The following is a 26,429-nucleotide window of genomic DNA, read 5'->3' on the forward strand; positions in this document are numbered from 1 at the left end:
TTCGCTTGGCGTTTTGTTTAGTTTTCAAAGAACGATTTTTTATTCCGTCGCTCTTAATGGCGACTTTAATATCATAACACGCTACTCTCTCTTCGTCAACATCTTTTTTCAAAAAGTTTTTTAGAGAAAAACGCCCATCGCTTTCCAGCGAGGACGCTCAGTATAACATGGATAGTCTAAGATTTCAAGAGCTCATGCAAAATCATTTTATTATCGGTAATGTTCTCTTTTATGCCGAATATATTTCGTACATTCCTCAGGAGGGGCAATACGGCGAAACAGATTGAAAATAATTTGATACCTTTCCTCCATTGCTCTTTTGACGACGCCGTCGATTCTCGAATCGCCAAAATCGAGTAAGAGCTCTTCCATTTCTCTTTTCAACATGTATTCGAGCTCTTGTGCTTCTTTAAAATTAATTAGTAAACCTAGCATCGGGGACCCCACTCCTTTTCTCTCGTCTCTCAATAAAGGGTATTTACCATTTTTCCCAAAAACGGAAATTTTATCAAAAAATTTACTGCACGTTTCCTTATAGTCTGAAATACGCCTGACAAGCATACAGTTGTAATAATGATTAAGAAAAAGCAGGAGGCTATCATGAAATTTTTTTATTCATTTAAAGGTTATCGTTTTAAACATTATGTCATTATTCTCGTTGCCGCTCTGTTTTCAAGCATCCTTTTATATGTAGAAAAAGATCAGCTCGCCGTATTTTCAACTGATCAAGGGCCAAGAGCCATCGATTCTGTAGAAACGAAAGAAAAGAAAGTAGCGCTCACGTTCGATATTAGTTGGGGCGAAAAACGGGCCATTCCCATTCTTAATCTGTTAAAGAAATATAAGATCAATGAAACGACATTTTTTTTATCGGGTTCCTGGGCTGAACGCCACCCGGAAATTGTAGAACGGATTGCGAAAGACGGACATGAAATTGGGAATCTTGGATTTCAATATGAGCATTATACAAATTTGGAAACAGACCAAATCAGTAAAGACATACAGCTAAGTGATGTTGTGCTAAAGGAATTAACGAATAAAAAACCAACATTGCTTCGTCCCCCGAACGGGAGCTTCGATGAGCGCGTATTAACGGTGGCGGAAAAATTTAATTATACCGTTGTTCATTGGAGTGTGAATTCAGAAGACTGGAAAAATCCCGGAACCGATCAAATTGTAAAAAATGTCGTTAAAAAAACAGAAGGTGGGGATATTGTCCTTTTCCACGCTTCCGACTCTGCGAAACAAACAGAAAAAGCCTTGCCGCAAATTATTGAACATTTTCAAAAAGAAGGGTTTCGTTTTGTTACGGTTTCAGAGTTAATCGCAAATTCAGAAACGAAAAGCGAAGAAATAAAATAGAACTTGGTTCAGATGGAGTTTGAACTTTACCTGAACCTTAGCCACTCTTATTTCGAAGCTTGTCAACACTTAACTCCCACTTATGGAAGCGGGAGTCTTAGCAACGACGCTGAGATAAAATAATCCTCGGCTCTTTAAAGCTGAGGACTTTTTTTGCTATTGGCATTTAGGCGATGCAAAAGCATAATTTGCCATGCATTGGATACAACTAAAGCGACAAACATGATTGTCACCCATTCGAAGTCATTCGCCTTTAAAACAGGGAACCATTCGATTGTTGTCACAACAACCATAAAGAATAAAGCAGGAATAAACGCTTCGCGATTCGTTTCCCTTTGTTTCAAATAAGCGACAGCGAGCCCAATCACCGTTAAAATCGCCGCCGGAATAAAATAAGGCGCGATGGCATCTCCTTTTTCAGCGAACGCCGTGTAGCGCAAATAAACTAAATCAAACAAGACAAAAGCGATAAGGACAATTTGAACGGCGTTCCAAAGCTTGACCGAACGAAACATTCCTAATCCAAATCTGTGGATTGTTAAGTACGCAAAAAAGCCCATTTGGCTTATCAAGCTAAAGATGCAAGATACACCGAACAGCCATATCCCCAACGCAAGGAAATCGACAAAATTTTTATATAACTTCGCTTCTACAATTAAGCCAGTAATCATCCCAGCTGCAGCACCGATTAAAAGCGTAGAAACAAACAAACGGACCCAATTTCGTGAATTCAAGTTGCAAGCCCCCAAATCTTACCTTTCAGTTTTCCCTTTATGATTGTATCAATCCACTTATGAAAAAGCTAGCGGTTTCCTTATTCCTCCAAGCATAACAACGTCGAAATTGTGAAAAGTTAATTATATAAGAATAGCGAAAAGGGGTATAGACCCATGAACAAACTAATAAAAATTACGATGCTCTGTTTCTTCAGCTCATTCCTTGTGTCTTGCGCAGCAAATGAAGCACAAGGAAATGACGCAAATTATGAAGAAACGAAAAAAATGATTGTTGACATCTTAAAAACAGATGAGGGAAAAAAAGCATTAAATGACATTCTGGCGGATGACCAATTCAAACAGCAGTTTGTCATGGACCAGGAAGCCATCAGACAAGCGATCGAAAATACGCTTCTGTCCGATAAAGGAAAAGAATTTTGGCAAAAGCAAATGAAAGACGAAAAGTTCGCTGAAGCATTTGCAAAAAGCACGAAAGAGCCCTATGAAGAAATGATGAAAGGTTTAATGAACGATCCCGAATATCAAAAGAAAATGATGGAAATCCTCCAAAATCCGGAAATGGAAAAAAATTACACCAATTTAATGAAAAGCAATGAATTTAGGGCCCATCTCCAAGATGTAATGAAAGAACAATTTGAAAATCCGCTTTTTAAAGCAGAAATCTTTGACATGCTGAAAAAAATCTCAGACGAAGAACGCAAACAAAAAGGCGGAGAAAAGGATAAAGGCGGAGGAGAATAAAAGGACCAAAGGCTTGTCCAACAAAGCCCTTGGCCCTTTCTTAATTCTCTAATTTCTCAATGACTCTCTTCGCAATTTGTGTATAAATTTCCCCAATTGGGTGGTCTTCTTCATAAATCGAAGGCGCGAAGTCTTCTCCTTCCATTCTTGGCTGGCCTAACGGAATTTGGCCAAGAAAGTCGGTTGAAAGATCTTTTGCAAGCTTTTCACCGCCTCCTTTTCCAAAGATGTATTCTTTGTCGCCAGACTTGCTTTCAAAATAACTCATGTTTTCAATCACACCGATGACTTCATGGTTTGTCCGAAGCGCCATTGCCCCTGCCCTTGCCGCAACGAAGGCTGCTGTAGGATGCGGGGTTGTTACAATAATTTCTTTGCTTGATGGAATCATATCGTGAACATCTAGCGCAACATCCCCTGTTCCAGGAGGCAAGTCAAGCAAAAGATAGTCAAGATCGCCCCACTCCACTTCACCAAAGAAATTATTTAGCATTTTTCCAAGCATTGGGCCACGCCAAATGACCGGCGAATTGTCTTCAACGAAAAAGCCCATTGACATCACTTTTACACCAAATCGTTCAGCCGGATAAATTTTGTCGCCAAGAACTTTCGGCCTTGAATCAATGCCCATCATGTCCGGCACACTAAATCCATAAATATCCGCGTCGATAATGCCGACTTTCTTGCCAAGCCTTGACAGCGCAGTTGCAATATTGACAGTGACGGTTGATTTACCGACACCGCCTTTTCCGCTTGCGATCGCAATGAAGATTGTTTTGTTGTCAGGAGATAGAAGCGGCGGCATTTGAGGGTTCGGGCGATGCCCGCCCACTTGGTTCGCTTTGCTTCCATCCAAATTTTCAAAACGAAGGCCAACTGATTCCGCTCCTGCCTGCTTTAAAAGGTTTACAATTTGCTGTTGAATTTGCATTTGTTCAGCTGTTCCTGTACGCTGCAAAGCAACCTTCACACTGACGTAGCCTTCTTTTATTTTAATTTCACGAATACCGCCTGTTTCAGCAATGCTTTTATGTAAATCGGGATCTTTCACTTGGCTTAAAATATCTTTCACTTGTTGTTCCGTTAGCAACACAATCACCTTCTCTATCCGTTTTTCGTTCAAGGAATAGTATAGCATAATCATTGGTTAAGCTAAAAAAAGAAGCTTCTATTCTTCAGGTGGTTCTTCATTTGTAAAATAACGAAGAATCCCTTGATAAATCGAAGCTGCCACTTTCGTTTGATACTCTGATTGTTTAAGAAGCTCTTCTTCTGTCGGATTTGATAAAAAACCTACTTCCACGATGGCACCTGGAATTTTCGCTTCTTTTAAAATAAAAACACTTGTTAAGCTCTTTGCCTTCCGGTCTGTATTTCCTAAGTTCCTTCGAAGCTCATCCTGTATAAAAATGGACACATTCCGGCTCTCATCATTTGTCGGATTGTAAAATGTCTGCGCCCCTCTCCACTTTGGCGACGGGATCGCATTTAAGTGCACGCTTATAAATAAATCACGGTTCGGTTCATTGATCATTGCCAACCGCTTATACAGATCGTCAGTCTTTCGCCTGCTGTATCCTTTTATATTTTCATCAGCCAAATCGCGATCCGTTTCCCTCGTCATCACGACATAAGCTCCCGCCTCCTGCAAATAATCGCGAAGCTTTAGCGAAATATTAAGGGTCACATCTTTTTCAATGACATTTCCTCTGCCGACGGCTCCCCCATCGGGACCGCCATGTCCGGGATCAAGGACAATGATCTTTCCCGACAAAGGAAGCTCCCAGCTATCTGATGACTCAAGATTAATTTGCTTATTAAAAAGAATGATAAAAATAAGTACATGTAACAGCGCAATAACAATGAACCATTTCTTCACTTTCTTCCCTCCGTTAGGACAACATCTTCTTTACAATATATAAACGGAGGGACAAGAATATAACAGGAAGTCAAAAGATTAATGAAGACGAAGGCGATGCCTTTTTTCTCCTTTTTGGAACCCCTCAAGCCACCAGCGCTCGATAAACGCACCGCACGTCCGATAAAGGCTTTCATTCACACGTTCACTATTACACCAAAAAAGCCAATAATCAAAAAGGGTGTCAGTATAATGTTTTATCTCTTTTCTCGAACGCCAGCGGATCTCTTTCTCCGTCTCCCCATAAAAACTGAACTTGCTGTAGTTGGCGCCGATTAAGTACGCTTCAATCGCCATGTCGATACTTGTCTCTTCAAGTTCCTTATGAAAAAGAACGGAATGGTTAAAAAAGGGGAAAAACATTTTCCGTACATCTTTCGAAATGTCAGGAAGCGCCAGCTCCCGTAATGCCTTTCGTTCAAAATTTAATTGCTTTTCTTGTTTCCGCTCAAGAAAATTCGTGATAACCGTCATGATGAAACCCCTCTTTTTCTTTTTTGTATTAGTGTTTTGTTTTTATGGATTGCTATGCAAAAATCTAATTGGAAAAAGATGGCAATTAGCTGCCGGCGTTATTGAAAAACATTTCTTTTACAAAATTTGATATAATTAGTCAGCGTGAAAAAACATTTTTCAATCATTGGAGAAAATCATGTCGAATAAAGTGAATATATTAGATGTCGAATTTGATAAACAAACAAAAGCAGAAACCATTGATTTATTGGCCAGCCGCCTGAAAGATCATAAAAAAACATTTATCGTCACTGCCAACCCGGAGATCGTGATGTACGCGCAAAGGGATTCCGATTATATGGCAACGCTCCGTGCGGCAGACTATATTATCCCTGATGGCGCCGGCATTATTATGGGGGCGAAGCTTTTAAAACGCCCACTCCCGGAACGCGTAGCAGGGTTTGATTTACTGAAAGACCTTCTCGCTGTTGCAAATTGCGAATACTTGAATGTTTTCTTTCTTGGGGCGAAGGAAGATGTCGTTCGGAAGGCCGTCACAAATGTCAAACAAGAGTACCCCAATCTTCATGTCTGCGGATACCATCACGGATATTTTGATGAAAAAGATGAAAAAGTAGCGGAAATAGTAAAAAAAGCGGAACCTGATCTCGTGTTTGTTGCGTTAGGATTCCCAAAGCAGGAAAGATGGATCAAAATCCATTTCCCTCAATTTCATAAGGGAGTTTTCATGGGTGTTGGAGGAAGCTTCGATGTATTGGCGGGTGAGGTAAAGCGGGCTCCGCTCATCTGGAGAAAACTGAATCTTGAATGGCTCTATCGGCTGATCAAACAGCCATCTCGGTGGAAAAGGATGGCTTTCCTGCCATTGTTTATGTTGAAAGTTTTCCAAACAAAAAAAGAGCGTGTCAATGGGTAACAAACATCCATTCGCACGCTCTTTTTTTCACTAATTATCTACACGTTCGCTCGCCATTTCCGTTGGCTCCTTAGAGGAAATCTCTAAATGGTTTTTGAGATCGCCCTTCAGCTGAGCTAAACGTTCTTCATTCAGCTGGAAGTAATAAACTCTTTGGCCCTTGCTGTTAGTGGTCCAATAATCGTCCCCTTCCAGCGTATACGTTTCAATCGACAAATTCCCTGATACCGCATAATCAATAAAAGCTTTCATTTCATCAAACGTCATGTTTGTCCGCATATTTTCACCAATGGCATCAATCACTTTTCCATATTTCGGAATCGCTGTACCGGAAGCAGCTTTTTTCATAATGGCTTTCATAATTTCCTGTTGGCGTTTGCCTCTTTCAATATCGCTATCCTTTTTTCTCGTTCTCGCAAAAGCCAATGCTTCTTCACCATCAAGCGTCTGTAAACCCTTTTCCAGTGTAATCGCGTTCGCTTTGTCTTTCGAATTCTGTTCCGAGAATGTGTAAGGAACATCAACTTCGATGCCGCCAAGTGCGTCTACAACTTTCATGAATGCTTCAAAATCAAGGCGAACATAATAATCGACAGGAATGTCAAGCAAGTCCTCTACCGTCTCAATTGTAGCAATCGGTCCGCCATACGCATGGGCATGGTTGATTTTCGTACTGTAGCCAACTTCTTTAATATACACATATGAATCCCGAGGGATTGAAAGTAATTTCACAGATTTTTCCTTCTCATTAAGTGTTGCCAGCATAAGAGCGTCTGAACGAGAATTCGTATTAAGGCCACGTTTTTTACTTTCATCAATTCCTATAAACAGAACTGAGACATTGTCGATATTTGGGTTTACTTTTTTATCTCTAAGATTGGATTTTTTCCAGTCATCGAAAAATGCATTCCCCATTGCCGATTCAGCTTTTTTATACAAATGGAAACCATAAGCTGTGCTGACAACTGCAACCATCAACAACGGAAAGAAGATAAACCAAAAAATCCGCTTCCTCCTTCTTCTTTTTCTTTGTATTTTCGCTTTATGTCGTCCCATATGGGTTTCTCCTTTTTCAAATATAAAAATCCCAAAATCCCCTAAAGCTTATGATACTATGTTTTTCACCATCCGTAAAATAAAAATTTATAACAGTCATGCTTCATTTCGGTTACAGATTGGCAAGCTGCATGGAAGGAAAATTTTGCCAAAAGTGATAGTTTAATACAGTGATCGAGCTTTTTCATTCGTATAAACCATTTGAATTAGTTTTTCACTCGATCGGCCTGTTGAATATTCATTCCACTCATTTGCAAAGTCTCGAACAGCATCGATGTTAATGTCCCCATCATTTATCACCTGTATGAGTTCATCCGTATCACCAACTATTGGCCCCGGTACCATTTTTTCATAAGGCTCCCAGAAACCGCGAGTTTCGGCATATTCTTCTAAATCATAAGCGAAAAATATCATTGGTTTATGCAATAGAGAAAATTCAAACGGAATCGACGAATAATCCGTTACTAAAATATCTGTGATCAGCAATAAGTGGTTGACATCGGGGCAATCCGACACATCGCAAATAAAATCCGGATATTGATTTGTAAAATCAGCTCGAACGGCAGGGTGGAGACGCAAAAATAAAGCATACTCATCCTTTAATTCCTGGTACATGTTGTCAATATCTAACGCAAGCTGTGAAATAGTAAGCTCTCCATCACGGAATGTCGGCGCATATAAGATCACTTTTTTTTCATTGATTAACGGATATGCCGAGCGTAACGATTCAGCCGTCCTTCCCATCGCTTCCGAGTCAAAAAAGAAATCCGTTCTCGGAATGCCGGATCGCACAATCCGTTCGTCACTTAATCCGAAGCTTTGTTTGAAAATGCACGCCATCTTTTCACTGCCTACAACAACATAATGAAACCGATCGTACACTTTTTTAAACCGTTTCATCGCTCGCTGCGAACGGTTTTCAATCGACGGATCCTTTAGCCCAAATTGCTTTATCGCCCCAGCTGCATGCCATAGCTGGATGCATGTGACATTCGGTTTGAAATCCGCCGCCGCCAAAAAACCAAAATAATTATCGACAAAAATTTTCGGGGACGTTGCCAAATGGTAAATCGAGCGAACCCAATCCATGAAGTGGCGCAATTCAAAATGTAAAATGATTCGGTTGGGGCGCTCTTCAAAATTAACTTTGCATTGGGACGTTTTCAAAATCACGACCTGCTCGTCTGTCTGTTTTTCCAATTCTTCAACTGTAAACAAAATATTATCCCCAAATGAAGCAACAAACGTTGACTTCTTCTTTTGGGGATACCATTTAAAAATATGGAAAAACAAGCGAAAAACAAGCAGGTAAACAAAAATGGCTGCTTCCCTACCCATTGTTCGCCTTGTTTAAGTCGTTTTTAATCTTTGTTGTCGAAATACCAACCGTCCTTGGCAAATAAACCACTTCACAATATTCCTTGAGAAAATCAAATTCTCCTTCCCAATCGTCACCCATGACAAAGACATCGACATTGTGTTTTTGCACATCCTCGACTTTTTGTTCCCATGTATGCTCAGGAATGACCTCATCCACATAACGCACAGCTTCTAGAATTGCTTTTCGCTGTTCGAATGTGTAATATGCCTTTTTGCCTTTTAATGCGTTAAATTCATCTGTTGAAATGGCAACAATTAAATAATCGCCTAATTCTTTTGCGCGTCGCAAAATATTAATATGGCCTGTGTGAAGCAAATCGAATGTGCCGTATGTGATTACTTTTTTCAATTGGGAAACCTCCACATTGAAGTTTATCGTATGCAAACCTTTCTAAGAGACCACCAACGTATATTATACCGTTTTTTTTGATAAATACCTATTACAAAAAAATTACATCAATTTTTCGAGGATGAATCCATTTTAAAATTGATGCCGTATGTAATAATGAACCATTGGAACATCGCAATGGGATAATTATTTTGGAAAAAAGTGAGTTCAAAGTTTTCATATACCAAAATCCCAGCATAAAAACACGCTGACATGATTAGTATTCTCCATATACTATATAACAACATAAAAAAAATTAAAAACCCGAAAGCAGAATCCTATTTCCTGCTTCCGAGTCTTTGTGCTTACATTTGTGGACCTTAAAATTTTGCATCACTGCATATTATGAAAAATTACTTCACTTTGATAGATTGTTGTCCGTCTTTGGCACCGCATATCCAAGCTTCTTTACCGTTGTAATATATTTGATACCAGTTATCCTTACGTACAATATCGTCGTTTTCATCTAACACCGCTGCCAATAGAGTATCGCTTAATTCACCTACGATTTCCCCATAAGGTTCCGCATATACATGAAGGCCTTCATTTAAAACTTCAATTAAGTTTAACAGTGTAACATCCTCACGATGAACCCATCCTTCTTTCTTATCAAATTGAATTTTAAACCAAGTTTCATTCATATCGATAATTTCAAGTTTTGATTCACCGGGAATTTTTCCAATAATGTTATTGTCATCTTTAGAAGAAGGCGAACTTCTGAAGTTTATGCTTTCATGAATAACACCATATACCCCAATCGGGAAGGTGTTACTATCCTCCTCAGCTTCTTCAGAATTTGAAGGCTCTTCTGGTGTTCCTTCTTCCTCAGGATTCGAAGGCTCTTCCGGTGTTACCTCTTCCTCAGGATTCGAAGGCGCTTCCGGTGTTACTTCTTCCTCAGGATTCGCAGGCTCTTCCGGTGTTACCTCGCCCGCAGGATTCGAAGGCTCTTCTGGTGTTACCTCTTCCTCAGGATTCGAAGGCTCTTCCGGTGTTACTTCTTCCTCAGGATTCGAAGGCTCTTCCGGTGTTACTTCTGGATGTGAAGGTTCTTCCGGTGTTACTTCTTCCTTAGGATGTGAAGGCTCTTCCGGTGCAAGTTCTATTGGTTCATCACCAAACTCATGTGCTCCCTCGAGACTTGGCATTGAGAAGAGAGAACGAGTAAAGTTTATTCTTATTGGCTTTTCTGTCGGACCTGGCTGAGCAATAAACTTCGGAACATCAAAAACTAACGTATAATTGTCTAAAGTATTGTAAATTGCAGCGATCTTACTTGTTTGAAGTTCTGCCCAAGCAACATGCGTTGCGTATTGCGGGTAGCCCGGATTCTCCGGATTCCACCTCATTTTATATAATGTGTCCTGGCCTCGCTTTATATAGTTATATATGCTGCCAGCGCCACCGATAATTGAAGCCGATTTTGAAAACCAGCCTTGTTTAAATGCGTATTCTGCTCCGCAATCAATAGGACATGAATCATAGGCGCCATAGCCATACATATTATAGACTACTTTATAAGTACGTGATGTTTTCGCAATATTCCCGTTTTCATCTCTCGTAACTTTTCCATTTTTATCAACAGGGACACCATTTGCTAAAATGGAATTGCCATTTCCCGTTTCGTGTAAGGCATGGGCAATTAAATAGGCTTCATTAATTCCAAACTCCCGGCCCGCATCAATGAATGCTTGAGCTTGCCCTTTTAAACTACCATTCTGATTTAGTACTTTCTCATTTACCTCTTTAGCATTTAAGCCAACCGGCTCCGATAATACTAAAAATTGATAATATCCAATAGTTCCTTTAGGAAAATTTGAAGGATTCGCATAATATTCCACTTCCTGGCGAGTAGCCGGAATTAGTCCAGCGCCGTCACTTTTTGGTTTTCCTTTCATTTGTGTGTTGACCATATGCTCAAATGAATAGTTGTAGTTTGTAACTTTTACGATATCCTTAGTTGTTACATCGTCAACATGTATGTACCCCGTCCTAGGCTTTCCTTTAATGATAACAGTCGCTTCATACCAATTATCGGAAAATGATTTAAACTTTAAATTGACATGTTTCCCAAAACTTTTAAGAGGCATAGAATTTCTTGATGCTTTAGAGTACACCAGTGTGGGTTGTTTTAAGGCACGTCCATTTAAACTTGTTTGGACACTTAATGCTTCTTCTATATCGCCTTTGTAAATATAACCAGTTCTTGCCTTCCCACTTACATAAACTGTGGCTTCATACCAATTTTTAGAGAAAGTTCGATACTGTAAAACGGTACCTTCTTCATAAGACTTCCAAGCTCCTGACGACGTAGAAGCATTCTTATACACTTTAGTAGGATTTATCTTTCCTATCCCCCTTAAGTTTTCTTGTTTGTTTACAGCATCCTCGACATGTGATTTATGAACATAGCCCGTTCTGGCTTTTCCACTTATATAAACCGTGGCTTCATACCAATTTTTTGAAAAAGTACGGTAATGCAAGATTGAGCCTTCTGGATAAGACTTCCAATATGTAGATTGAGTTGATGCATTCTTATAGATTTTTGTAGGTTTTTTCAATGCAACGCCTTTTAAATTGGCTTGATTTTTCATTGATGTCTCCACATCATTCTTATAAATATAACCCTTTCTAGGCTTTCCATCTAAATAGACAACAGCTTTGTACCAATTTGCGTCTTCAGGCTGATATTGTAAAATTACCCCTTTTGCGTAGCTTTTTAAACTTTTAGATTCAACAGATTTTGATTCAAAAATATGCGTAGGTTCTTTCAACGCTATTCCCCTAAGACTTTCACTGGCAAAAACTTCCTTTGAATGAAAAGAAAAGGTAGATAAGATAAGAACTAAAGTTAATAAACTATAAAAAGAAACAAATCTCCCCCTTTTTCTTAAAAACTTTGAAACTAACGCCCTCATTTTTTTCAGTTTTATAGCCCCCTTTCCCTAAAATTATCGGAGAGTTGGATTAAATATTAAGCCTTAACCATGAAAAACCACTTTTTCGCAAAATTGAAGTATTTTCCTTAAATACTATTATATCTAATCTTGAAGGTTTGTTTCAAATTATGATAGGGTTTTAATGCAGTACAATTAGGCTTTCTTATAGTAAACTTGTTTTTGGGAATCATATTTTAAAGTTGAAATTCACATTTTGAGGGGTTTTTGAAATGGGCATTAGAGGAAAACTTAAAAAGTATATAAAAAAAATAAAACAAAAAATCATTAAGAAAGTAACACTTACAAATATTCAAAATAAGGACAAAGAATTGGTTTATGAACTGCATTTAAGTAATTTCTGGAGTTTAAGAAAAAAAATTGAGGTTGCCTTTCAATTTGAGGATAGCACCCAATCTTTGCCCTTTAATTTTTCAAAAAGGCAACTTTTTATAAAGGTTCCGAAAAATTTGCTTAATCCAGGTCCACGTGTAAAAATCGAGCTAACAATTAACAACAAAAAAATGTGGATTAAAAAAGATCTTCACTTTGAAGAGACAGTCGAACAAAGCTTTTTAATTGATAATCACTATTTCTTTACGAGGGTAGACAAAAGCATCTTCTTACTCAATCGGTTTGATGAATATCATTTTAAAAACGAAAAATTGTGGTGCACCGGCTTGACTGATGATTATAATAACGTTCAATTTACATTTGAACCTGAATCAGTGAAGCATTTAGTAAAACACGGAGAAAAAACGGAGTTGGAAATCTTTGCGCTTCAAAACCATAAATTAAAAACATTGGATGCAGATTATCAGCCGGATAGCAAAAAAGTTACTATCAATGATCTCTCATCCATGTCGACTGGTTTATGGAAGCTTTACCTTCATTTCAATCGTGAACTTTATCCTCTTTGTTTAACCGAACAAAAGGCAGTCCAGTTCGATTCTTATAATCATCAAATTGAAATCGCACCGAAGCATAATGAGCATTTCTCATTTCGCCTCCAACCCCACTATTATTCTAGCGAGGTGATTTCAATTGCTAGAGAAAATCAAGAACATGTAACTATGCATATTCGGACAAACACTGCCGCGCAAGGCAGTAACTATAGTTTAATACTAGAGGATACGAAGCACGACGAAGAACACGTCTATAACCTTGAACAAACTGCATACGGTTTACGCGGATATGTTCCCGTTGACCATTTATGGAGTAACTTTTCAAACAAAAGATTTTTCCTGGCTGAAGAAAATGATCAGCCGAAGAAATTTCAATTTTTGTTGAAAAAATCGAACCTTACAGGTTCTGGTTTATCTTTTACGGAAGTTATCGAATCCCAAAAGATGCTTTTTCAATTTTATGCAAGAAAAGATCGCTCCCTAGGATTTAAAATCTTCAGGCCCGTATTACCAAAAAAAGTTACTGACATTGACAAGCTCACAATTACCGGCTGCATCGGTTCTCTTGATGCTTTCATTGATTGCAAAGCTTACCTTACTTTTGAAGAACGCAATTCGCTCGAAACCATTCAAATCCCCGTACAGAGCGGAGCTGAATTTACGATTGAATTAGAACATTTGCCTTTCGTAGAACTTAAAAGTAAAGACAAGACAATCATTGATCTCTTTGTTGAAATCATTGATAAAGAAAACAATTCCATTAGAAAAGAAAAAATAAAATACCAAAGTTCAAATTATAAAAAGGATAACTATTATGGCCGCAAAGCATTAAGAGACAGCGATTTAAACCTACATCATTTTCTCATTACAACAACACCTTTTGACAATTTAAAAATAGAATCCTTTATGATTCCAAAAGACATCGTAATTCCTAAAGATACCTCAATTAAAGATGAAAAAGTTTGGTTGCTTGGGGAACGTTACAACACAGCCCAAGACAACGGAATTGTCCTATATCGTTGGCTTAAGGAAAATACAGATATAGAAGCGTATTATGTGATTGAGGAAGACGCCGAAGACTATAAAGAAATCAAAGATGACCCGAATGTTCTCGTCTTTGGATCACCGAAGCACTATGAAGTTGCTTTTAAAGCCAGTGTCTTGTTAGGTACACATGACCTTGAGAATTTACTCCCGTTTAAGACTGCTAAAGGTTTTTTCCATTATGAAAATACTTACAAAGTATTTCTCCAACACGGTGTCCTTGGTAGAAAAAATGTCGAATACCATAAAAAGTATTACGACGATCCGTTTGATTTATTTATTGTAAGCAGTGATGCGGAAAAATATGATATTGTCGTCAATAAAATGGGTTACGAAGAAGATGAAGTCGCCGTTACAGGCTTGGCTAGATTCGATAATTTGATACAAGAAAAGCCGCCAAAAGATATTTTACTTATGCCTACTTGGCGTGACTGGATAAATACAGACCAGCAATTTTTAGAAAGTGATTACTTTAACAATTACTTACAGCTTATTCAAAATGAACGCCTTCACGAATTATTGAATAAATACAATGTGAATCTTAATTTTTATCCGCATTACCGCGCACAGGACTTTTTTAAAAATCATGTTGATTCGTTGGACAATCGGATAAACTTCATTCCCTTAGGCTCTAAACGTGTTCAACAATTGTTAATCGACCACGCCTTATTGATTACGGATTATAGTACCGTAAGCTTTGACTTCCTAAAAATGGATAAGCCGGTCATCTACTACCATTTTGATGTAAGGCGGTTTTTCAGAAAAGGAATATTAAGGCCGATCGATGAAACCTTTATTGGCGGAATAGCCTACACTGAAGAAGAAATGATTGATCTCATTGAGGATCGGTTAAAGAATAATTTAGCTAACTATTCCGTGGATATTTCCGGCGTCATAAAATACCAAGATAAGAGAAATTGCGAGAGAATTTATGAAGCCGTAATCAATGGATTAGAAAAGGCTTCGCTAGCTAAAAACGGTCAAACTGAAACAGTCTAACATTATATACAGCGAGAGGATTGTTCCAAATGTGAGCATCCTCTTTTTTTAAAAAAGCGGGGGTAAATATTTCCTCACCTTTTACAATAGATTTAATAGACTAGTAAAAATACAAAAACTTGTATCGGGAGAAACAATGTCTAAAATGTCTAAATTGAAACGAATTTTTCATCCTAAGAAAACAATAATAAAAAAAGATTGTATTATAATGTAGAAAGATTAAATTTAACTTTGGATAGTAGGGATGTATATGAAGTTGCTTTCACATTTTAAAAAAAAGAAAAAAAAGCCTTTGAAAAGTGAATTACGAGTAAATCAAGTAAATCATACATTAAACATATCTGGAATGCTGCAAAGAGAAAATTACCAAGTTATAGCGTTATGTCTTCAATCCAGGGATAAAGAAATAGAAAAAGAAATCCGCCGTATCTCTCCTTCTTCACAATTTGAATTTAGCGTTCCATTAAACGAGCTATTAACCTTGCTTAAGAACGAAACGAAAGATACCTTCGATTGGTACTTAAAAATAGGCAGGCCCTATTCCGATTTAAGCGAGGCTGAAAAAGAAAGAAAAGATATTGAATTAAATAAAAGAGATAACCAGCTTTATGCTGAATATCTGATTCGATTAGGCAGATTTCAACATACAAAAATCGAGGAATTAAATTTTTATTTCGAGGACGAGAATTCGTTAATTAACTATGTAACAACAAAAGGAAATCTATCTTTATTGCTTCATAAAGATGTGGAATCACCAACAAAAATTCAAATTGATAAACTAAAATCAAAGAAAAACAAATTAAGAATCGAAGGTAAATTATTTACAAGAAATTCAAAAATCAACAATGGCGAGTTAATTATTAGAGGACGGGATACACACCAAGTATTAAGTTCTTCACAAGTTGCGTTTCACTTTTTAAAAGAAGAAACAGAAAAAAAATACGGTTTAAACAGATATGAATACGTTGCTGAATTTAATTTGACAAACATTAAAAATGATGAATTGTTACAAGAGGATATATATGATTTATTTTTGCGCCTCGAATTGAATGACAAATTTGAAGATAAATATATTCGAGTCGGCAGACCGACGTTTAGAGCCCGACTTTTATTAAAAGACTTTAATGTGAAAAACCAAAAAGAAGCGATTGTAGTTAATCCATATTTTACTTTTAAATATAACAACTTATCGCTTGAGGTGTATCGTTATCCTTTAGAAACCTTTCACTATCTCCAGAAGCTTATGCGATGGTCCTGGGGAATTAAATTTTTTAATATGCGAAATAATGTCTGGATTGTTGGAGAACGAATCTACAAAGCCCAAGATACAGGATACGCCTTTTTCAAATACATGAGGACGCAGCATCCTGAAAAAAAGGTATTTTATATAATCGATAAAGATTCACCCGAAAAACATAATGTTGAGAAATATGGAAACGTGCTTTATTTCAAATCGAAAGAACACATTTTTTACTCGCTTATCGCTAAAAAAGTGATTTCATCGCATCATCCTGATTACTTATACCCTTTAAGAACCAACCGGTTCAAAAGAAAAGTAAAGGCAGATAAGGTGTTCTTGCAGCATGGGGTAATGGGCACAAAAAATATGGTTGCCAACTACGGGAAAAATGCATACGGATTTGATACTGATTTATTTATGGTAAGTTCTGATTTTGAAAAAGAAATGATTATCAACGATTTTGGCTATTCACCAAAACAGGTGTTTGTAACAGGCCTTTCCAGATTCGATACGTTATTTAAAGATGATGTGGAAAAGAAAAAGCAAATCCTCATCATTCCTACTTGGCGAGACTGGATTATATCCGATGAGGCGTTTTTTGAAAGTGAGTATTACGAACGTTACGAGCAAATAATTAATAGTAAAGAGCTCCATCAATTGGCTAAGGATTATTCATTTGATATAGTATTTTGCCTCCATCCAAACATGCAAAGATTCAGCAAATATTTTGAAAACCCTTCTGTTAAAGTGATTAATCAAGGAGAAGTTAATGTTCAACATTTGATAAAAGAAAGTGCTTTAATGATTACAGACTATTCAAGTGTTGGCTTTGACTTCAGTTTCTTATATAAACCTGTTCTTTACTATCAATTTGATCGGCAGAGATTTATTGGGAAAAAACCTTCCCATTTGAATTTGGATGAAGATTTACCCGGGGAAATTTGCTTTGAGCAAGAGGAAATTATTTCTTTCGTTAACGATTATGCAAACGAAAATTTTGTAATGAAAGCTGAATATAAAAACCGCGCGAATAAATTTATAACATATCGTGACCAATCAGCTTGCGAAAGGATATATAAGGTTATTAGCGAAAACAAAGTAAATAAAAAAATCGTGGATGATCCAAAAATAGACATACTGAAAAAAGGATTATACAATCGGTTCAGAAAAAGTAAGTATTACTTCCCGAGCATGAAATTGTTTTATCGGGTTGGGGCTAAAATCATCCCTGTTGATAAAAACCTTATCCTTTTTGAGAGTAATTTAGGAAAACAATATGGCGATAGCCCAAGAAATATCTATGAAGAAATTCTCCGGCAAAACTTAAGCTATAAGAAGGTCTGGATTTACAATAAACAATACCGGTTTAAAGATCCAACTACAAAAAGGGTTCAAAGGTTAAGTCCCGCTTACTTTTATTATTTGTTGAAAGCAGGGTATTGGATCAATAACCAAAACTTCCCCGCCTATATTAAAAAGCGTAATCAAACAACCTATCTTCAAACTTGGCATGGCACCCCTTTAAAGAAAATGCTTTATGATATTAAAGAGGTTCATGGAAGAAGTGATGATTATGTGGAAAGGGTTGGAAACGCAGTTAAAAACTGGGACTACCTTATATCTCAGAGTCCTTACGCAACAAAAACCTTTAAAAGCGCTTTTCGATACAACAAGGAAATTCTAGAGGTTGGGTATCCTAGAAATGATATATTTTACAAAAAAGAAAAAGAGCAGCTGAAGGAACAAATAAAGAGAAGACTAAATCTTAATGAAAATAAAAAAATCATCCTCTATGCCCCTACATTTAGAGATGATCAGACATTAAAGAAAAATAAATTTTTGTTCGATCTTAAGATGGATTTGTTTAAAATGAAAGAGCAAATGGGAGACGACTATATTTTATTATTAAGAATGCACGTAGTAGTTAGCAACAAAATCACAATAGAGGATTCTTTGCTTGATTTTGTTTATAACGTTTCGAATTACCCTGATATGCAGGAACTGTTGTTAATTGCGGACATTCTAATCACAGATTACTCTTCCGTTATGTTTGATTTTGCAAATACCGGCAAGCCCATTTTGTTTTTTACGTATGACTTAGAATACTACCGTGACAATTTAAGAGGTTTTTATATGAATTTTGAGGAGGAAGCTCCTGGCCCTCTAGTGTATGATACAGATCAAATTATTGAGAACGTGCTTGCTATAGAAGAGGCCCAAACCCGTTACAAACAAAAATATATGGATTTTCAAAAGAAATACTGTCCTTTAGATGATGGGTTGGCGAGTAAAAGGGTTGTTGATAGGTTGTTCAGATAAGAATTTGAATAGGCAAAGGCTGCTCATTTTTTTGAGCAGCCTATTGTTTTATTTTACACTTAAACCAAGGTTGTCAGAAACCGTTACATAAAAATCAAACTTTTTACTATTTTTATGAATAATTTTTCGGGAGTTCATTTTTACCGTCGCTCTCTCATAGCCATTATATTTAACAAATACGGCATGAGGTACATCTTCCAAGCTTTCTAACTTATTTAATTGTATAACTGCTTCATATAAATTATTATTCAACTGTTGGATTGGAAATTCAATTTCTTTTAAATGATTATTTCGTTGACGAATAGCAAAACTAATATTGTCGATTTCTTGATTCCTATAAATATTAAATCTTATAAATACTTCTTCGTCCTTTTTTATTGTCTCCTTATGAATAACTAAAACATTTATTTTAGCTATGTGATGAGGAGAGGCAAAAGGAAGTGTAAAAAAGGGCTTTTCATCAATGATGCAATAATCTTTGAAGTGTTCGTTCTTGCTCCAGTCTATAATTTTAACTATATCTTCAAACCTATTATTTTTAAAAAAAGCAACCAAAACCCTATGCCAATCATGAAAGAAATTTTCAGTAAAATCATAACGCAAATCCTCAGTCGTCCGTATCAATTGGGAGAATCTTTCATAGTATTTTTCTTTCTCATTAGATTTCAAAAAATGCGGTCTATCAAATAAACGTGTAATTCCATCTATTTCGTAAAATCGATTTAAAACCATTTTCTCAATATGTACAGGAAGCTTTTTTTGTTTTATATAGTTGACAACTTTTAGATTTGCATCAAATTTTTCCAAAGGGGATGTTTTTGACACAAGGCTTTCATTTTCACTATTTCTATTTACATAGTAAATCACTTCATCACTTGTTGATATAGAATCACAATTTATTAAAACATCAATAAAAAACTGCTTATCTTCTGCAAATTTCATTTCTGGAAATTTAATATTTTTATTTTTTAGGAATTCTGCATTCATCATTCGAGCAGTTGGGCCGAGATGGTAAAATAAACGGGGTATAGAAAAAGGATTAATTGATTCCCGTTTTTTCCAACTCGCATATTCTCCAGCGATTGTTATATTTTCATCTTTTATTATTATTGTTTTGCCCACTGCATAATTATCTTTTGTTTTCTCTAATAAATCATATAATACTTTAATTCCGTTTTGATCAAACCAATCATCGGCATCAATGAAGATTATGTATTTCCCCCTAGCCAGTTCAATGCCGAGATTTCTCGGCTTTGCAGGGGTCCCGCTGTTTTCCTTTAAAAAAACAGGAATCATATTAATATATTTTTTTGCGTAATCCAAAATAATATGACGTGTACGATCACTAGAACCATCATCAATAAGTAAAACTTCAATATGTTCAAAACCTAATGACTGGAAAACAATTGAGTTCAAAGTTTTTTCCAAGGTTTTTTCAGCATTATAAGTCGGTAAAATAACAGTAACTTTGAATATTTCTCTTTTTTTTCTATTGGGGTGTATGTAATAACCCTTTTTATTGTAGCGTATCTTCTTATTTAAATTCTTTGCAAATACTAAATTAAGACTGCTTAAAATTTTATCCACCTTTTTCATACCCTTCAGAAGCCAAAGAGGCCAATCTGTTTTTATATATTCTTCTCTTAGAGAATAACATTTCCCAATTCTATTAACCATAACTATTGAAATTTATTTTACCAAATACAAAAATGGAAAAAACAAGCATTCGGCCATCCGATTGAATCAGTGATGCCCTCTTTCTAGCCATCTCGAATAAACATGACCCACTCAATAAAATATGACAAAAGTACCCATATTCACCTTTTTTTGGTTAAATATGTTATGATATTATGGAGGAGGGATGTCGAAGGTACTACATCTGTCGAAACGAAAAGTGGCTTGATCTTTAGTACCTTTAAAAACTAGCAATGGAAAAATCTATCAAACTGCTTTCTTACTTTCTGTTTTTATCAATGATCATTATGGTTTATCCTCATGTAGTGTCGGCTGAATCTTCAAAAGAAGATTCAAACGGCGACAACGAAGAAAAAGTCGTGTTGTTTGCAGGAAATCCCAATGAGAAAATCCCGCTTTATAAAGAAAAATCGGGAGAAACTATCATCTCCCATATTGAAGATAATACAACAGTTGTCTTACTGGAAGCGGAGGAAACTTTTTCATTAGTTGAGTATATACAGCGAGGAGAAGCCGAAGAATCTGCTGTTACAGGCTATGTGCCTTCTAAATTTGTCGTTCCACTGTCCGAAGCAGATGATTTTCGTTTGAATCGGGAGAACGCATTTAAAGATAAAAACAGTGCAGAAATCAAGGGTGAAACAGAAGAAGCCAAAAATCAGGAACAATCGCTAAAGGTTGGAAACGAAACAGAAGAAGCAATCACAGAGCAGAAAGAACCGGAGTATAATAGGGAGCCTGAAGTTCAGCAGGAAAAGCAGGCTGAACAAGGAAAAACGACTGTTGAAGAAGATGCTGAAACAAATAAGAAAGAAAAGGAACTGAAGAAAGAGAAAAAAGCAGTTGAAGAGATTACAGAACAAAAACAAGAAAACGGGCGTTCATCTTCAACACAAAAAGTGCCTCTTGCCTCTTTTTCTAAAGCAGCCGCCCCAACATTAACCGGCATCGCCTTATCAGACAAAGCCCATGTTTATGAGAGCGCATCAGCAAGTTCCAAACCATTAAAGTCCTATGCGCAAGGGCATATTCTGAAGTTCTCACCCCATAATGCAACTTGGTATTCGGCAACCGTCTACTTAAACGGCAAACCGCATTCCGGTTATATCCTTAAAACTGATGTTGAACTGCTCGTACAGCAAGAAGGACTGCAAGGATACGCACTTAAACAGCCTGTACATGTCTATTCAGGGCCGGATCGAAACTCTGCTGTCCATAAAAGCTATGACATAGGGCATTTGCTGAAATATGAGTCATTGACAGCGAATTGGCATAAAGCGACTGTCTATGTAAATGGAGTAGCAAAAACCGGCTATATTCATACTTCAGACGTCGGCAGCCAGTTGCCTCAGCTTAAAGGGATTGCAAAAAGAAATCCTACGGTAGTCTACGCTGATACAAGCCGCTCACAGGCTTTAAAAACATACCAAGAAGGGCAAACACTTATTTTTCGGCCGTATAACAATACTTGGTATTCAGCCACCATTTACTTAAATGGACAGGCTCATTCGGGCTTTATTCATAAAAATGACATCGTTAGTTCTCAACAAAGTGAGAAAGGCATTGGATTAAAAAGTCCAACGAGGGTATACTCTTCCCTTTCAACCTCATCAGAAATATTAAAAAGCTACAGCCAAGGAAGTATATTGAAATACCGTACATATACGGACAATTGGTACGAAGCGACGGTTTATATTGACGGAAAACCAAAAATCGGGTATATCCATAAAAATGACGTTGGAACAGCGCCCGTAAACGACGTTGGGGCAGCGCCCGTAAAGATAGTTGTATTGGATCCCGGCCATGGGGGACATGACCCCGGCACACAGGGAAACGGATTGGTCGAAAAGGAACTTAATTTAGACATAGCCCTCCGGACGAAAAGCCTGTTGGAACAAAGAGGCTTCAAAGTGATTATGACTCGATCAAGCGATGTTTTTATCGAATTGAGAGATCGGTCACGAATTGCCAACAGCTCCGGGGCAGATATTTTTGTTAGTATTCATGGGAATAGCTTCAATGGATCTGCAAAAGGCGTTGAAACATTTTGGTACGGAACCTACGAAAAGCAAAACAGCATAAGGCTTGCACACAACTTGCAAAATCGTGTCGTTGAAAAAACAAACAGCTACTACCGAAGAGTCGCTGAAGGAAATTTCCACGTCATTCGTGAAACGAAAATTCCGAGCGCTTTAATAGAAACTGGTTTTCTCGACCATCCAGCCGATGCTGCAAACCTTAAAAAGTCCAGCTTCCGCCAGCGAATTGCCGAAGGCATTCTACTCGGTATCATTGATTACTTCAAATAACATCTAAAAGAGGATCCCTTTCATCAATTGGGATCCTCTTTTTATTTTCAACCTCGCACGCTACTCGTAAATATTCATTTTTAAACAATCATTTGATACTTAAGCCAAAATTGTCGCCAATTGTAGTATAAAAATCCATTTTCTTTCTTCCATCGTTTAAGATCATTCTTGTATTCATTTTTATATATAATTTTCTATAGTTGCAGTACTTTATAAACATGGCGTAACTATTTGAAGAAAGCTCAGACAATTGATGATAAGGAAGTCTCACCTCATATAAATTATCTTTCACATGTTGAATCGGCAACTCGATTTGATTTAATTCATTATGCCTTTGGCGTATCACAAAAGAATGTAATTCGCTTAGATGGTCACCGTATACTTTGAAATGTAACAATAATTCATTCTCTTCCCTAAATAAACCTTCATGGTATGCCAAATTGGTTATTCTCGTAAATTGATATTTGCCATCAAAAGGAAGCCGGTAATATGGCAAGCCGTCTTTAATAACCGTTTCTTTCGTTGTATCTCTTAAACTCCATTGTATTAACGTAACAATATCATCGTATCTTTCTTCCCTAAATAAATTCACTAACACCTTGTGCCATGGCTCAAAAAAGTTTTCGGTGAAGTCATACCGCAATTCTTTTGTCGTGCTTAATACTTCCCTAAACTTTTCATAGTATTTCTCCTTTTGTTTAGACTTTAAAAAATGTTCTCGATTAAATAACCTCGTAATGCAATCGAATTCGTATAATCTGTTTAGGATCATTCTTTCTATTTTTTCAGGGAGCTTCTTCTGAATCACATATTTAATTACAGCAATATTTGTGTCCGTTTTTTCGAATATTGTTGTAGTAGAAACTAAGCTTTTATTCTCTTTATAACGGTTTACATAATAAACTACTTCTTTTGTTGTGGATATGGTCGGGCAATTGGTTAATACATCAATAAAAAATTGCTTATCCTCAGCGAACTTCATATTCGGAAATCTGAAATGATGCTCTTTGAGAAATGTTGTTCTCATCATTCTCGCTGTAGGCCCTAAATGTTGAAAGAGATGAGGAATAGTATAAGGGACGATTGAATCTCGAGTTTCACAGCTATTGTATTCCCCGGTAATCTCCATTTTTTTATCCGTTACTTGTATTGTCCTTCCAATTGCATAGTTATCCCCTGTTCTTTCAAGGGTGTCATGAAGTATTTTAATCCCGTTGTTATCTAACCAGTCATCCGCATCGATAAACATTAAGTACTTTCCTGTAGCTAAATCCATTCCTAGGTTTCTTGGCTTTGCAGGCGAGCCAGTATTTTCTTTTAAAAAAACGGGCACGATATTGGAATGTTTTTTAGCGTATTCTAATATAATAGCACGGGAACTATCGTTAGATTTATCGTCTACAATGAGCAATTCTATATTTTTAAAACCAATGGTTTGATTGATGACGGAATCAATCGTCTTTTTTAATGTCTTTTCAGCATTATAAACAGGCATTATAACTGTAACTTGATATTGTTTATCTATTCTTGGAGAATGCACATAGTAACCTTCATTATTATATGAAATCTTTTCCAAAAACTTTTTATCACTTAAAAAAGCTGAATAAATGCGGTTCATTATTGAGCCCATATTTGACCACCTTTTAAATATTCTATGTAACAATAGTTCTTAAATTAGGAAATCTACCTATTTGTAAATAGTACTATTAATATTGAGATAGTTCATCTACTATTTAATTCAATTGTAAATGATCCCCTATTGTGCTAACTTTTAAACATCGTAAACTATGTCCTGCATACATTACTAGGGGAGCCTCTTTATTATATTAATGTTGGCTTTAGTTTTCTTTATGAGAGGAGTTCCATACTCAACCATGAATACGGACCATTTAAGGAATAATGAAGTAACTGATCTATTATTACGAGATGATATCTATTATATCGAATTATCCATAAAAAAAACCTATTTAGAGGAATTTGATGAATATTATTTTACCCTAAAACATCGAGATTCTGAGAATGAAATAAGGTTATCATCCTCAATGAAAGAGAATAAAGGTGAGTTTTTTATTTTTCTTATAACCCTTCCCCTTTCTGAGCATAAAGAGCTTATTTCTGGAAGGAAAAAAATTTGGGATGCGTATGTAATACGAAACGGAAATGACGTAACCAAAAGGGCAAGGATAAAAACCAGCAATCTCTATCTGCGTTTTTTATCCATTGTCCTTCCTAACGAAAGAAAAATGTTTTATCCTTTCTCGACAAAAAACGAAAAATTGTCATTTAACTGTAATGACTACAGCTTATTCGCTAATTTTGAAGAAGTCAATATTAGCGGTGAAGAGGTGACTTTTACAGGTCATTTTAATTACCCTCCAATGTTTCATGAAGACGGCTATCAAATTTTAAATACGAAAGTTGTCATAACGAACAATTTAGATGATAGTCTAATAGAACTGCCGGTTGAAAAAGTGGAAAGACTCGATCTTTATCAAAAATATAAAGGAAACGAATTGTTAAAGCAATCTGGTTTTAAAGGTGTACTTAAAATAGATATAAATGGAACATATGAACAAAAAAAATATTATAAATTCTATTTGGAATTAACATATGAGGAAAATGGAGTTACCAAGACTATCCGCAGCAGCAGAATGCGTTGGATCCAAGATAAATCTGAATCCAAAAGAAGAATTATACGTACAAAAAGCGGAAAAATAAAAGTCAAAGTGAAACCTACAAAAAAGTCCAAATTCCTATCATTACAAGTGTCCGATTATGAATTTAAAAAAGAATTTGTCGAGAACTTAAAAACAAGCTGGGTAAAATTTAGAAGGGGGAAATTAGCCCGGAACGTTTACAAACATTTGTTTCAAGTTTTCGGAAAGCTTCCGGCAAAGAACAATTTGATCGTATTTGAAAGTTTTCTTGGAAAGCAATTTAGTGACAGTCCAAGGGCAATCTATGAATATTTGAAGGAGCATCAACTAGATTATGAGATGTATTGGAGTGCAGATCGGAGACATGTAAACTATTTTAAAAACATTGATGTGAAATATGCCCGTCGCTTTTCACTTAAATGGCTAATTTTAATGAGCAGAGCGAAATATTTGGTTTCGAATAGCAGGCTTCCTTTATGGCTTCCAAAACCGAAGGACACGATCTATCTTCAAACATGGCACGGCACGCCTCTCAAACGATTGGCAGCTGACATGGATGAAGTTCATATGCCTGGCACAAATACAGAAAGGTATAAAAACAACTTTTTAAAAGAAGCAAGTAAATGGGATTATTTGGTGTCTCCGAATGCCTACTCTTCGGAAATTTTTAGACGGGCATTTTGTTTTGAGAAAACAATGATTGAATCAGGTTATCCTAGGAATGACTTTTTAATTAATCATAACGATAAAAAAACAATCGTACAATTAAAGGAAGCTTGTCATCTTCCGACAGATAAAAAAGTAATCTTATATGCGCCAACTTGGCGAGATAATCAGTTTTATAAGAAGGGAAAATATAAATTTGATTTACAGCTTGATTTGGAAAAATTAAAAGAAGAACTAGGTGAAGAATATATCATTGTCCTAAGGCTTCATTATCTTGTTGCGGAAAACCTTGACTTGACAGGATATGAAAACTTTGTCTTTGATCTTTCACACCATGAGGATATTCGGGAGTTGTATCTTATTGCTGATATGTTAATTACCGATTACTCATCTGTCTTTTTTGATTACGCCAATTTAAAGCGCCCGATGTTTTTCTTCGTTTATGATATAGAAGATTATCGAGATAACTTGCGAGGATTTTATTTTGATTTCGAAAAACAAGCGCCCGGCCCATTAGTGAAAACGACAGAAGAGCTTATCAATGAGATCAAAAACATCGATAGAAATGGATTTACTCCATCAGAGACAATCGAAGCATTTTATAAAAAGTTTTGCTATTTGGAAGATGGACGGGCAAGTGAGCGTGTCGTGAAAGAAGTTTTTCAACAACCAAATCATTGATATAAC

18 protein-coding genes are annotated in these 26,429 nt (G+C 36.5%); 7 read left to right on the forward strand and 11 right to left on the reverse strand.

Features of this window, described 5'->3' with window-relative positions; genetic code table 11:
- Positions 1-210: 210 nt before the first annotated feature.
- Entirely contained in the window at positions 211-435 is a 225-nt protein-coding gene (locus tag DCC39_RS03080; RefSeq protein WP_116553421.1) for a hypothetical protein, read from the reverse strand.
- Positions 436-600: 165 nt separating this feature from the next.
- Between DCC39_RS03080 and pdaB the strand changes: the two genes are divergently transcribed.
- Positions 601-1,362 (forward strand): polysaccharide deacetylase family sporulation protein PdaB, encoded by a 762-nt coding sequence (pdaB, locus tag DCC39_RS03085; protein WP_116553422.1) that lies wholly within the window; start codon positions 601-603, stop codon positions 1,360-1,362.
- 134 nt (positions 1,363-1,496) lie between these two features.
- Here pdaB and DCC39_RS03090 read toward each other — a convergent pair whose 3' ends face one another.
- Positions 1,497-2,096, reverse strand: a complete 600-nt coding sequence (locus DCC39_RS03090) for a KinB-signaling pathway activation protein (protein ID WP_116553423.1) — start codon at positions 2,094-2,096, stop codon at positions 1,497-1,499.
- A gap of 156 nt (positions 2,097-2,252) precedes the next feature.
- Between DCC39_RS03090 and gerD the strand changes: the two genes are divergently transcribed.
- Positions 2,253-2,840 (forward strand): spore germination lipoprotein GerD, encoded by a 588-nt coding sequence (gene gerD / locus DCC39_RS03095; RefSeq protein ID WP_116553424.1) that lies wholly within the window; start codon positions 2,253-2,255, stop codon positions 2,838-2,840.
- 40 nt (positions 2,841-2,880) lie between these two features.
- Here gerD and DCC39_RS03100 read toward each other — a convergent pair whose 3' ends face one another.
- The 3 genes from DCC39_RS03100 to DCC39_RS03110 all read right to left on the reverse strand — a co-directional run bounded on the left by DCC39_RS03100 (position 2,881) and on the right by DCC39_RS03110 (position 5,232).
- Positions 2,881-3,930 (reverse strand): Mrp/NBP35 family ATP-binding protein, encoded by a 1,050-nt coding sequence (locus DCC39_RS03100; RefSeq protein ID WP_116553425.1) that lies wholly within the window; start codon positions 3,928-3,930, stop codon positions 2,881-2,883.
- Between the two features lie 78 nt (positions 3,931-4,008).
- Complete coding sequence (cwlD, locus tag DCC39_RS03105) at positions 4,009-4,719, reverse strand: N-acetylmuramoyl-L-alanine amidase CwlD (protein ID WP_116553426.1); 711 nt, start codon at positions 4,717-4,719, stop codon at positions 4,009-4,011.
- 78 nt (positions 4,720-4,797) lie between these two features.
- Entirely contained in the window at positions 4,798-5,232 is a 435-nt protein-coding gene (locus DCC39_RS03110; protein ID WP_116553427.1) for a DUF2521 family protein, read from the reverse strand.
- 178 nt (positions 5,233-5,410) lie between these two features.
- Here DCC39_RS03110 and DCC39_RS03115 point away from each other — a divergent pair, with 178 nt between their 5' ends.
- Positions 5,411-6,148, forward strand: coding sequence for a WecB/TagA/CpsF family glycosyltransferase (locus tag DCC39_RS03115; RefSeq protein WP_116553428.1), 738 nt, complete (start codon positions 5,411-5,413; stop codon positions 6,146-6,148).
- A gap of 30 nt (positions 6,149-6,178) precedes the next feature.
- On the opposite strand, the gene DCC39_RS03120 is transcribed toward DCC39_RS03115, so the two are convergent.
- The 4 genes from DCC39_RS03120 to DCC39_RS03135 all read right to left on the reverse strand — a co-directional run bounded on the left by DCC39_RS03120 (position 6,179) and on the right by DCC39_RS03135 (position 11,746).
- Complete coding sequence (locus DCC39_RS03120; RefSeq protein ID WP_116553429.1) at positions 6,179-7,204, reverse strand: LCP family protein; 1,026 nt, start codon at positions 7,202-7,204, stop codon at positions 6,179-6,181.
- A gap of 162 nt (positions 7,205-7,366) precedes the next feature.
- Positions 7,367-8,542, reverse strand: a complete 1,176-nt coding sequence (locus tag DCC39_RS03125; protein ID WP_116553430.1) for a CDP-glycerol glycerophosphotransferase family protein — start codon at positions 8,540-8,542, stop codon at positions 7,367-7,369.
- A complete protein-coding gene (tagD, locus tag DCC39_RS03130; protein ID WP_116553431.1) occupies positions 8,535-8,933 on the reverse strand; it encodes a glycerol-3-phosphate cytidylyltransferase in 399 nt (132 codons plus the stop codon). Before tagD ends, DCC39_RS03125 begins: the two co-directional genes overlap by 8 nt.
- Positions 8,934-9,325: 392 nt before the next feature.
- A complete protein-coding gene (locus DCC39_RS03135) occupies positions 9,326-11,746 on the reverse strand; it encodes an SH3 domain-containing protein (RefSeq protein WP_165820765.1) in 2,421 nt (806 codons plus the stop codon).
- A gap of 395 nt (positions 11,747-12,141) precedes the next feature.
- Between DCC39_RS03135 and DCC39_RS03140 the strand changes: the two genes are divergently transcribed.
- Positions 12,142-14,856: a CDP-glycerol glycerophosphotransferase family protein gene (locus DCC39_RS03140; protein WP_116553433.1), complete on the forward strand. Its 2,715-nt coding sequence runs from the start codon at positions 12,142-12,144 to the stop codon at positions 14,854-14,856.
- A 250-nt stretch (positions 14,857-15,106) separates the two neighbouring features.
- Positions 15,107-18,415, forward strand: coding sequence for a CDP-glycerol glycerophosphotransferase family protein (locus tag DCC39_RS03145; RefSeq protein ID WP_165820766.1), 3,309 nt, complete (start codon positions 15,107-15,109; stop codon positions 18,413-18,415).
- Between the two features lie 48 nt (positions 18,416-18,463).
- Here the strand turns inward: DCC39_RS03145 and DCC39_RS03150 are convergent, their stop codons facing one another.
- Complete coding sequence (locus DCC39_RS03150) at positions 18,464-20,002, reverse strand: glycosyltransferase family 2 protein (protein ID WP_240613516.1); 1,539 nt, start codon at positions 20,000-20,002, stop codon at positions 18,464-18,466.
- 341 nt (positions 20,003-20,343) lie between these two features.
- Here DCC39_RS03150 and DCC39_RS03155 point away from each other — a divergent pair, with 341 nt between their 5' ends.
- Complete coding sequence (locus tag DCC39_RS03155; protein WP_116553436.1) at positions 20,344-22,419, forward strand: N-acetylmuramoyl-L-alanine amidase family protein; 2,076 nt, start codon at positions 20,344-20,346, stop codon at positions 22,417-22,419.
- An 88-nt stretch (positions 22,420-22,507) separates the two neighbouring features.
- On the opposite strand, the gene DCC39_RS03160 is transcribed toward DCC39_RS03155, so the two are convergent.
- On the reverse strand, positions 22,508-24,049 hold the full coding sequence (locus tag DCC39_RS03160; RefSeq protein WP_116553437.1) for a glycosyltransferase family 2 protein: 1,542 nt from the start codon (positions 24,047-24,049) through the stop codon (positions 22,508-22,510).
- A gap of 412 nt (positions 24,050-24,461) precedes the next feature.
- On the opposite strand from DCC39_RS03160, the gene DCC39_RS03165 reads away from it, so the two are divergent.
- Complete coding sequence (locus tag DCC39_RS03165; RefSeq protein ID WP_240613517.1) at positions 24,462-26,423, forward strand: CDP-glycerol glycerophosphotransferase family protein; 1,962 nt, start codon at positions 24,462-24,464, stop codon at positions 26,421-26,423.
- Positions 26,424-26,429 lie beyond the last annotated feature (6 nt).

It is taken from the genome of Pueribacillus theae, assembly GCF_003097615.1.
In the GTDB taxonomy this organism is placed as follows: Bacteria; Bacillota; Bacilli; order Bacillales; family UBA6769; genus Pueribacillus; species Pueribacillus theae.

What these genes read in the sequence shown, in the direction of transcription:
- DCC39_RS03080 (WP_116553421.1), bottom strand. Translation starts at nt 435, where the DNA reads ATGCTAGGTTTACTAATTAATTTTAAAGAAGCACAAGAGCTCGAATAC.
- pdaB (WP_116553422.1), top strand. Translation starts at nt 601, where the DNA reads ATGAAATTTTTTTATTCATTTAAAGGTTATCGTTTTAAACATTATGTC.
- gerD (WP_116553424.1), top strand. Translation starts at nt 2,253, where the DNA reads ATGAACAAACTAATAAAAATTACGATGCTCTGTTTCTTCAGCTCATTC.
- DCC39_RS03110 (WP_116553427.1), bottom strand. Translation starts at nt 5,232, where the DNA reads ATGACGGTTATCACGAATTTTCTTGAGCGGAAACAAGAAAAGCAATTA.
- DCC39_RS03115 (WP_116553428.1), top strand. Translation starts at nt 5,411, where the DNA reads ATGTCGAATAAAGTGAATATATTAGATGTCGAATTTGATAAACAAACA.
- DCC39_RS03120 (WP_116553429.1), bottom strand. Translation starts at nt 7,204, where the DNA reads ATGGGACGACATAAAGCGAAAATACAAAGAAAAAGAAGAAGGAGGAAG.
- DCC39_RS03125 (WP_116553430.1), bottom strand. Translation starts at nt 8,542, where the DNA reads ATGGGTAGGGAAGCAGCCATTTTTGTTTACCTGCTTGTTTTTCGCTTG.
- DCC39_RS03140 (WP_116553433.1), top strand. Translation starts at nt 12,142, where the DNA reads ATGGGCATTAGAGGAAAACTTAAAAAGTATATAAAAAAAATAAAACAA.
- DCC39_RS03145 (WP_165820766.1), top strand. Translation starts at nt 15,107, where the DNA reads ATGAAGTTGCTTTCACATTTTAAAAAAAAGAAAAAAAAGCCTTTGAAA.
- DCC39_RS03155 (WP_116553436.1), top strand. Translation starts at nt 20,344, where the DNA reads ATGGAAAAATCTATCAAACTGCTTTCTTACTTTCTGTTTTTATCAATG.
- DCC39_RS03160 (WP_116553437.1), bottom strand. Translation starts at nt 24,049, where the DNA reads ATGGGCTCAATAATGAACCGCATTTATTCAGCTTTTTTAAGTGATAAA.
- DCC39_RS03165 (WP_240613517.1), top strand. Translation starts at nt 24,462, where the DNA reads ATGAAAGAGAATAAAGGTGAGTTTTTTATTTTTCTTATAACCCTTCCC.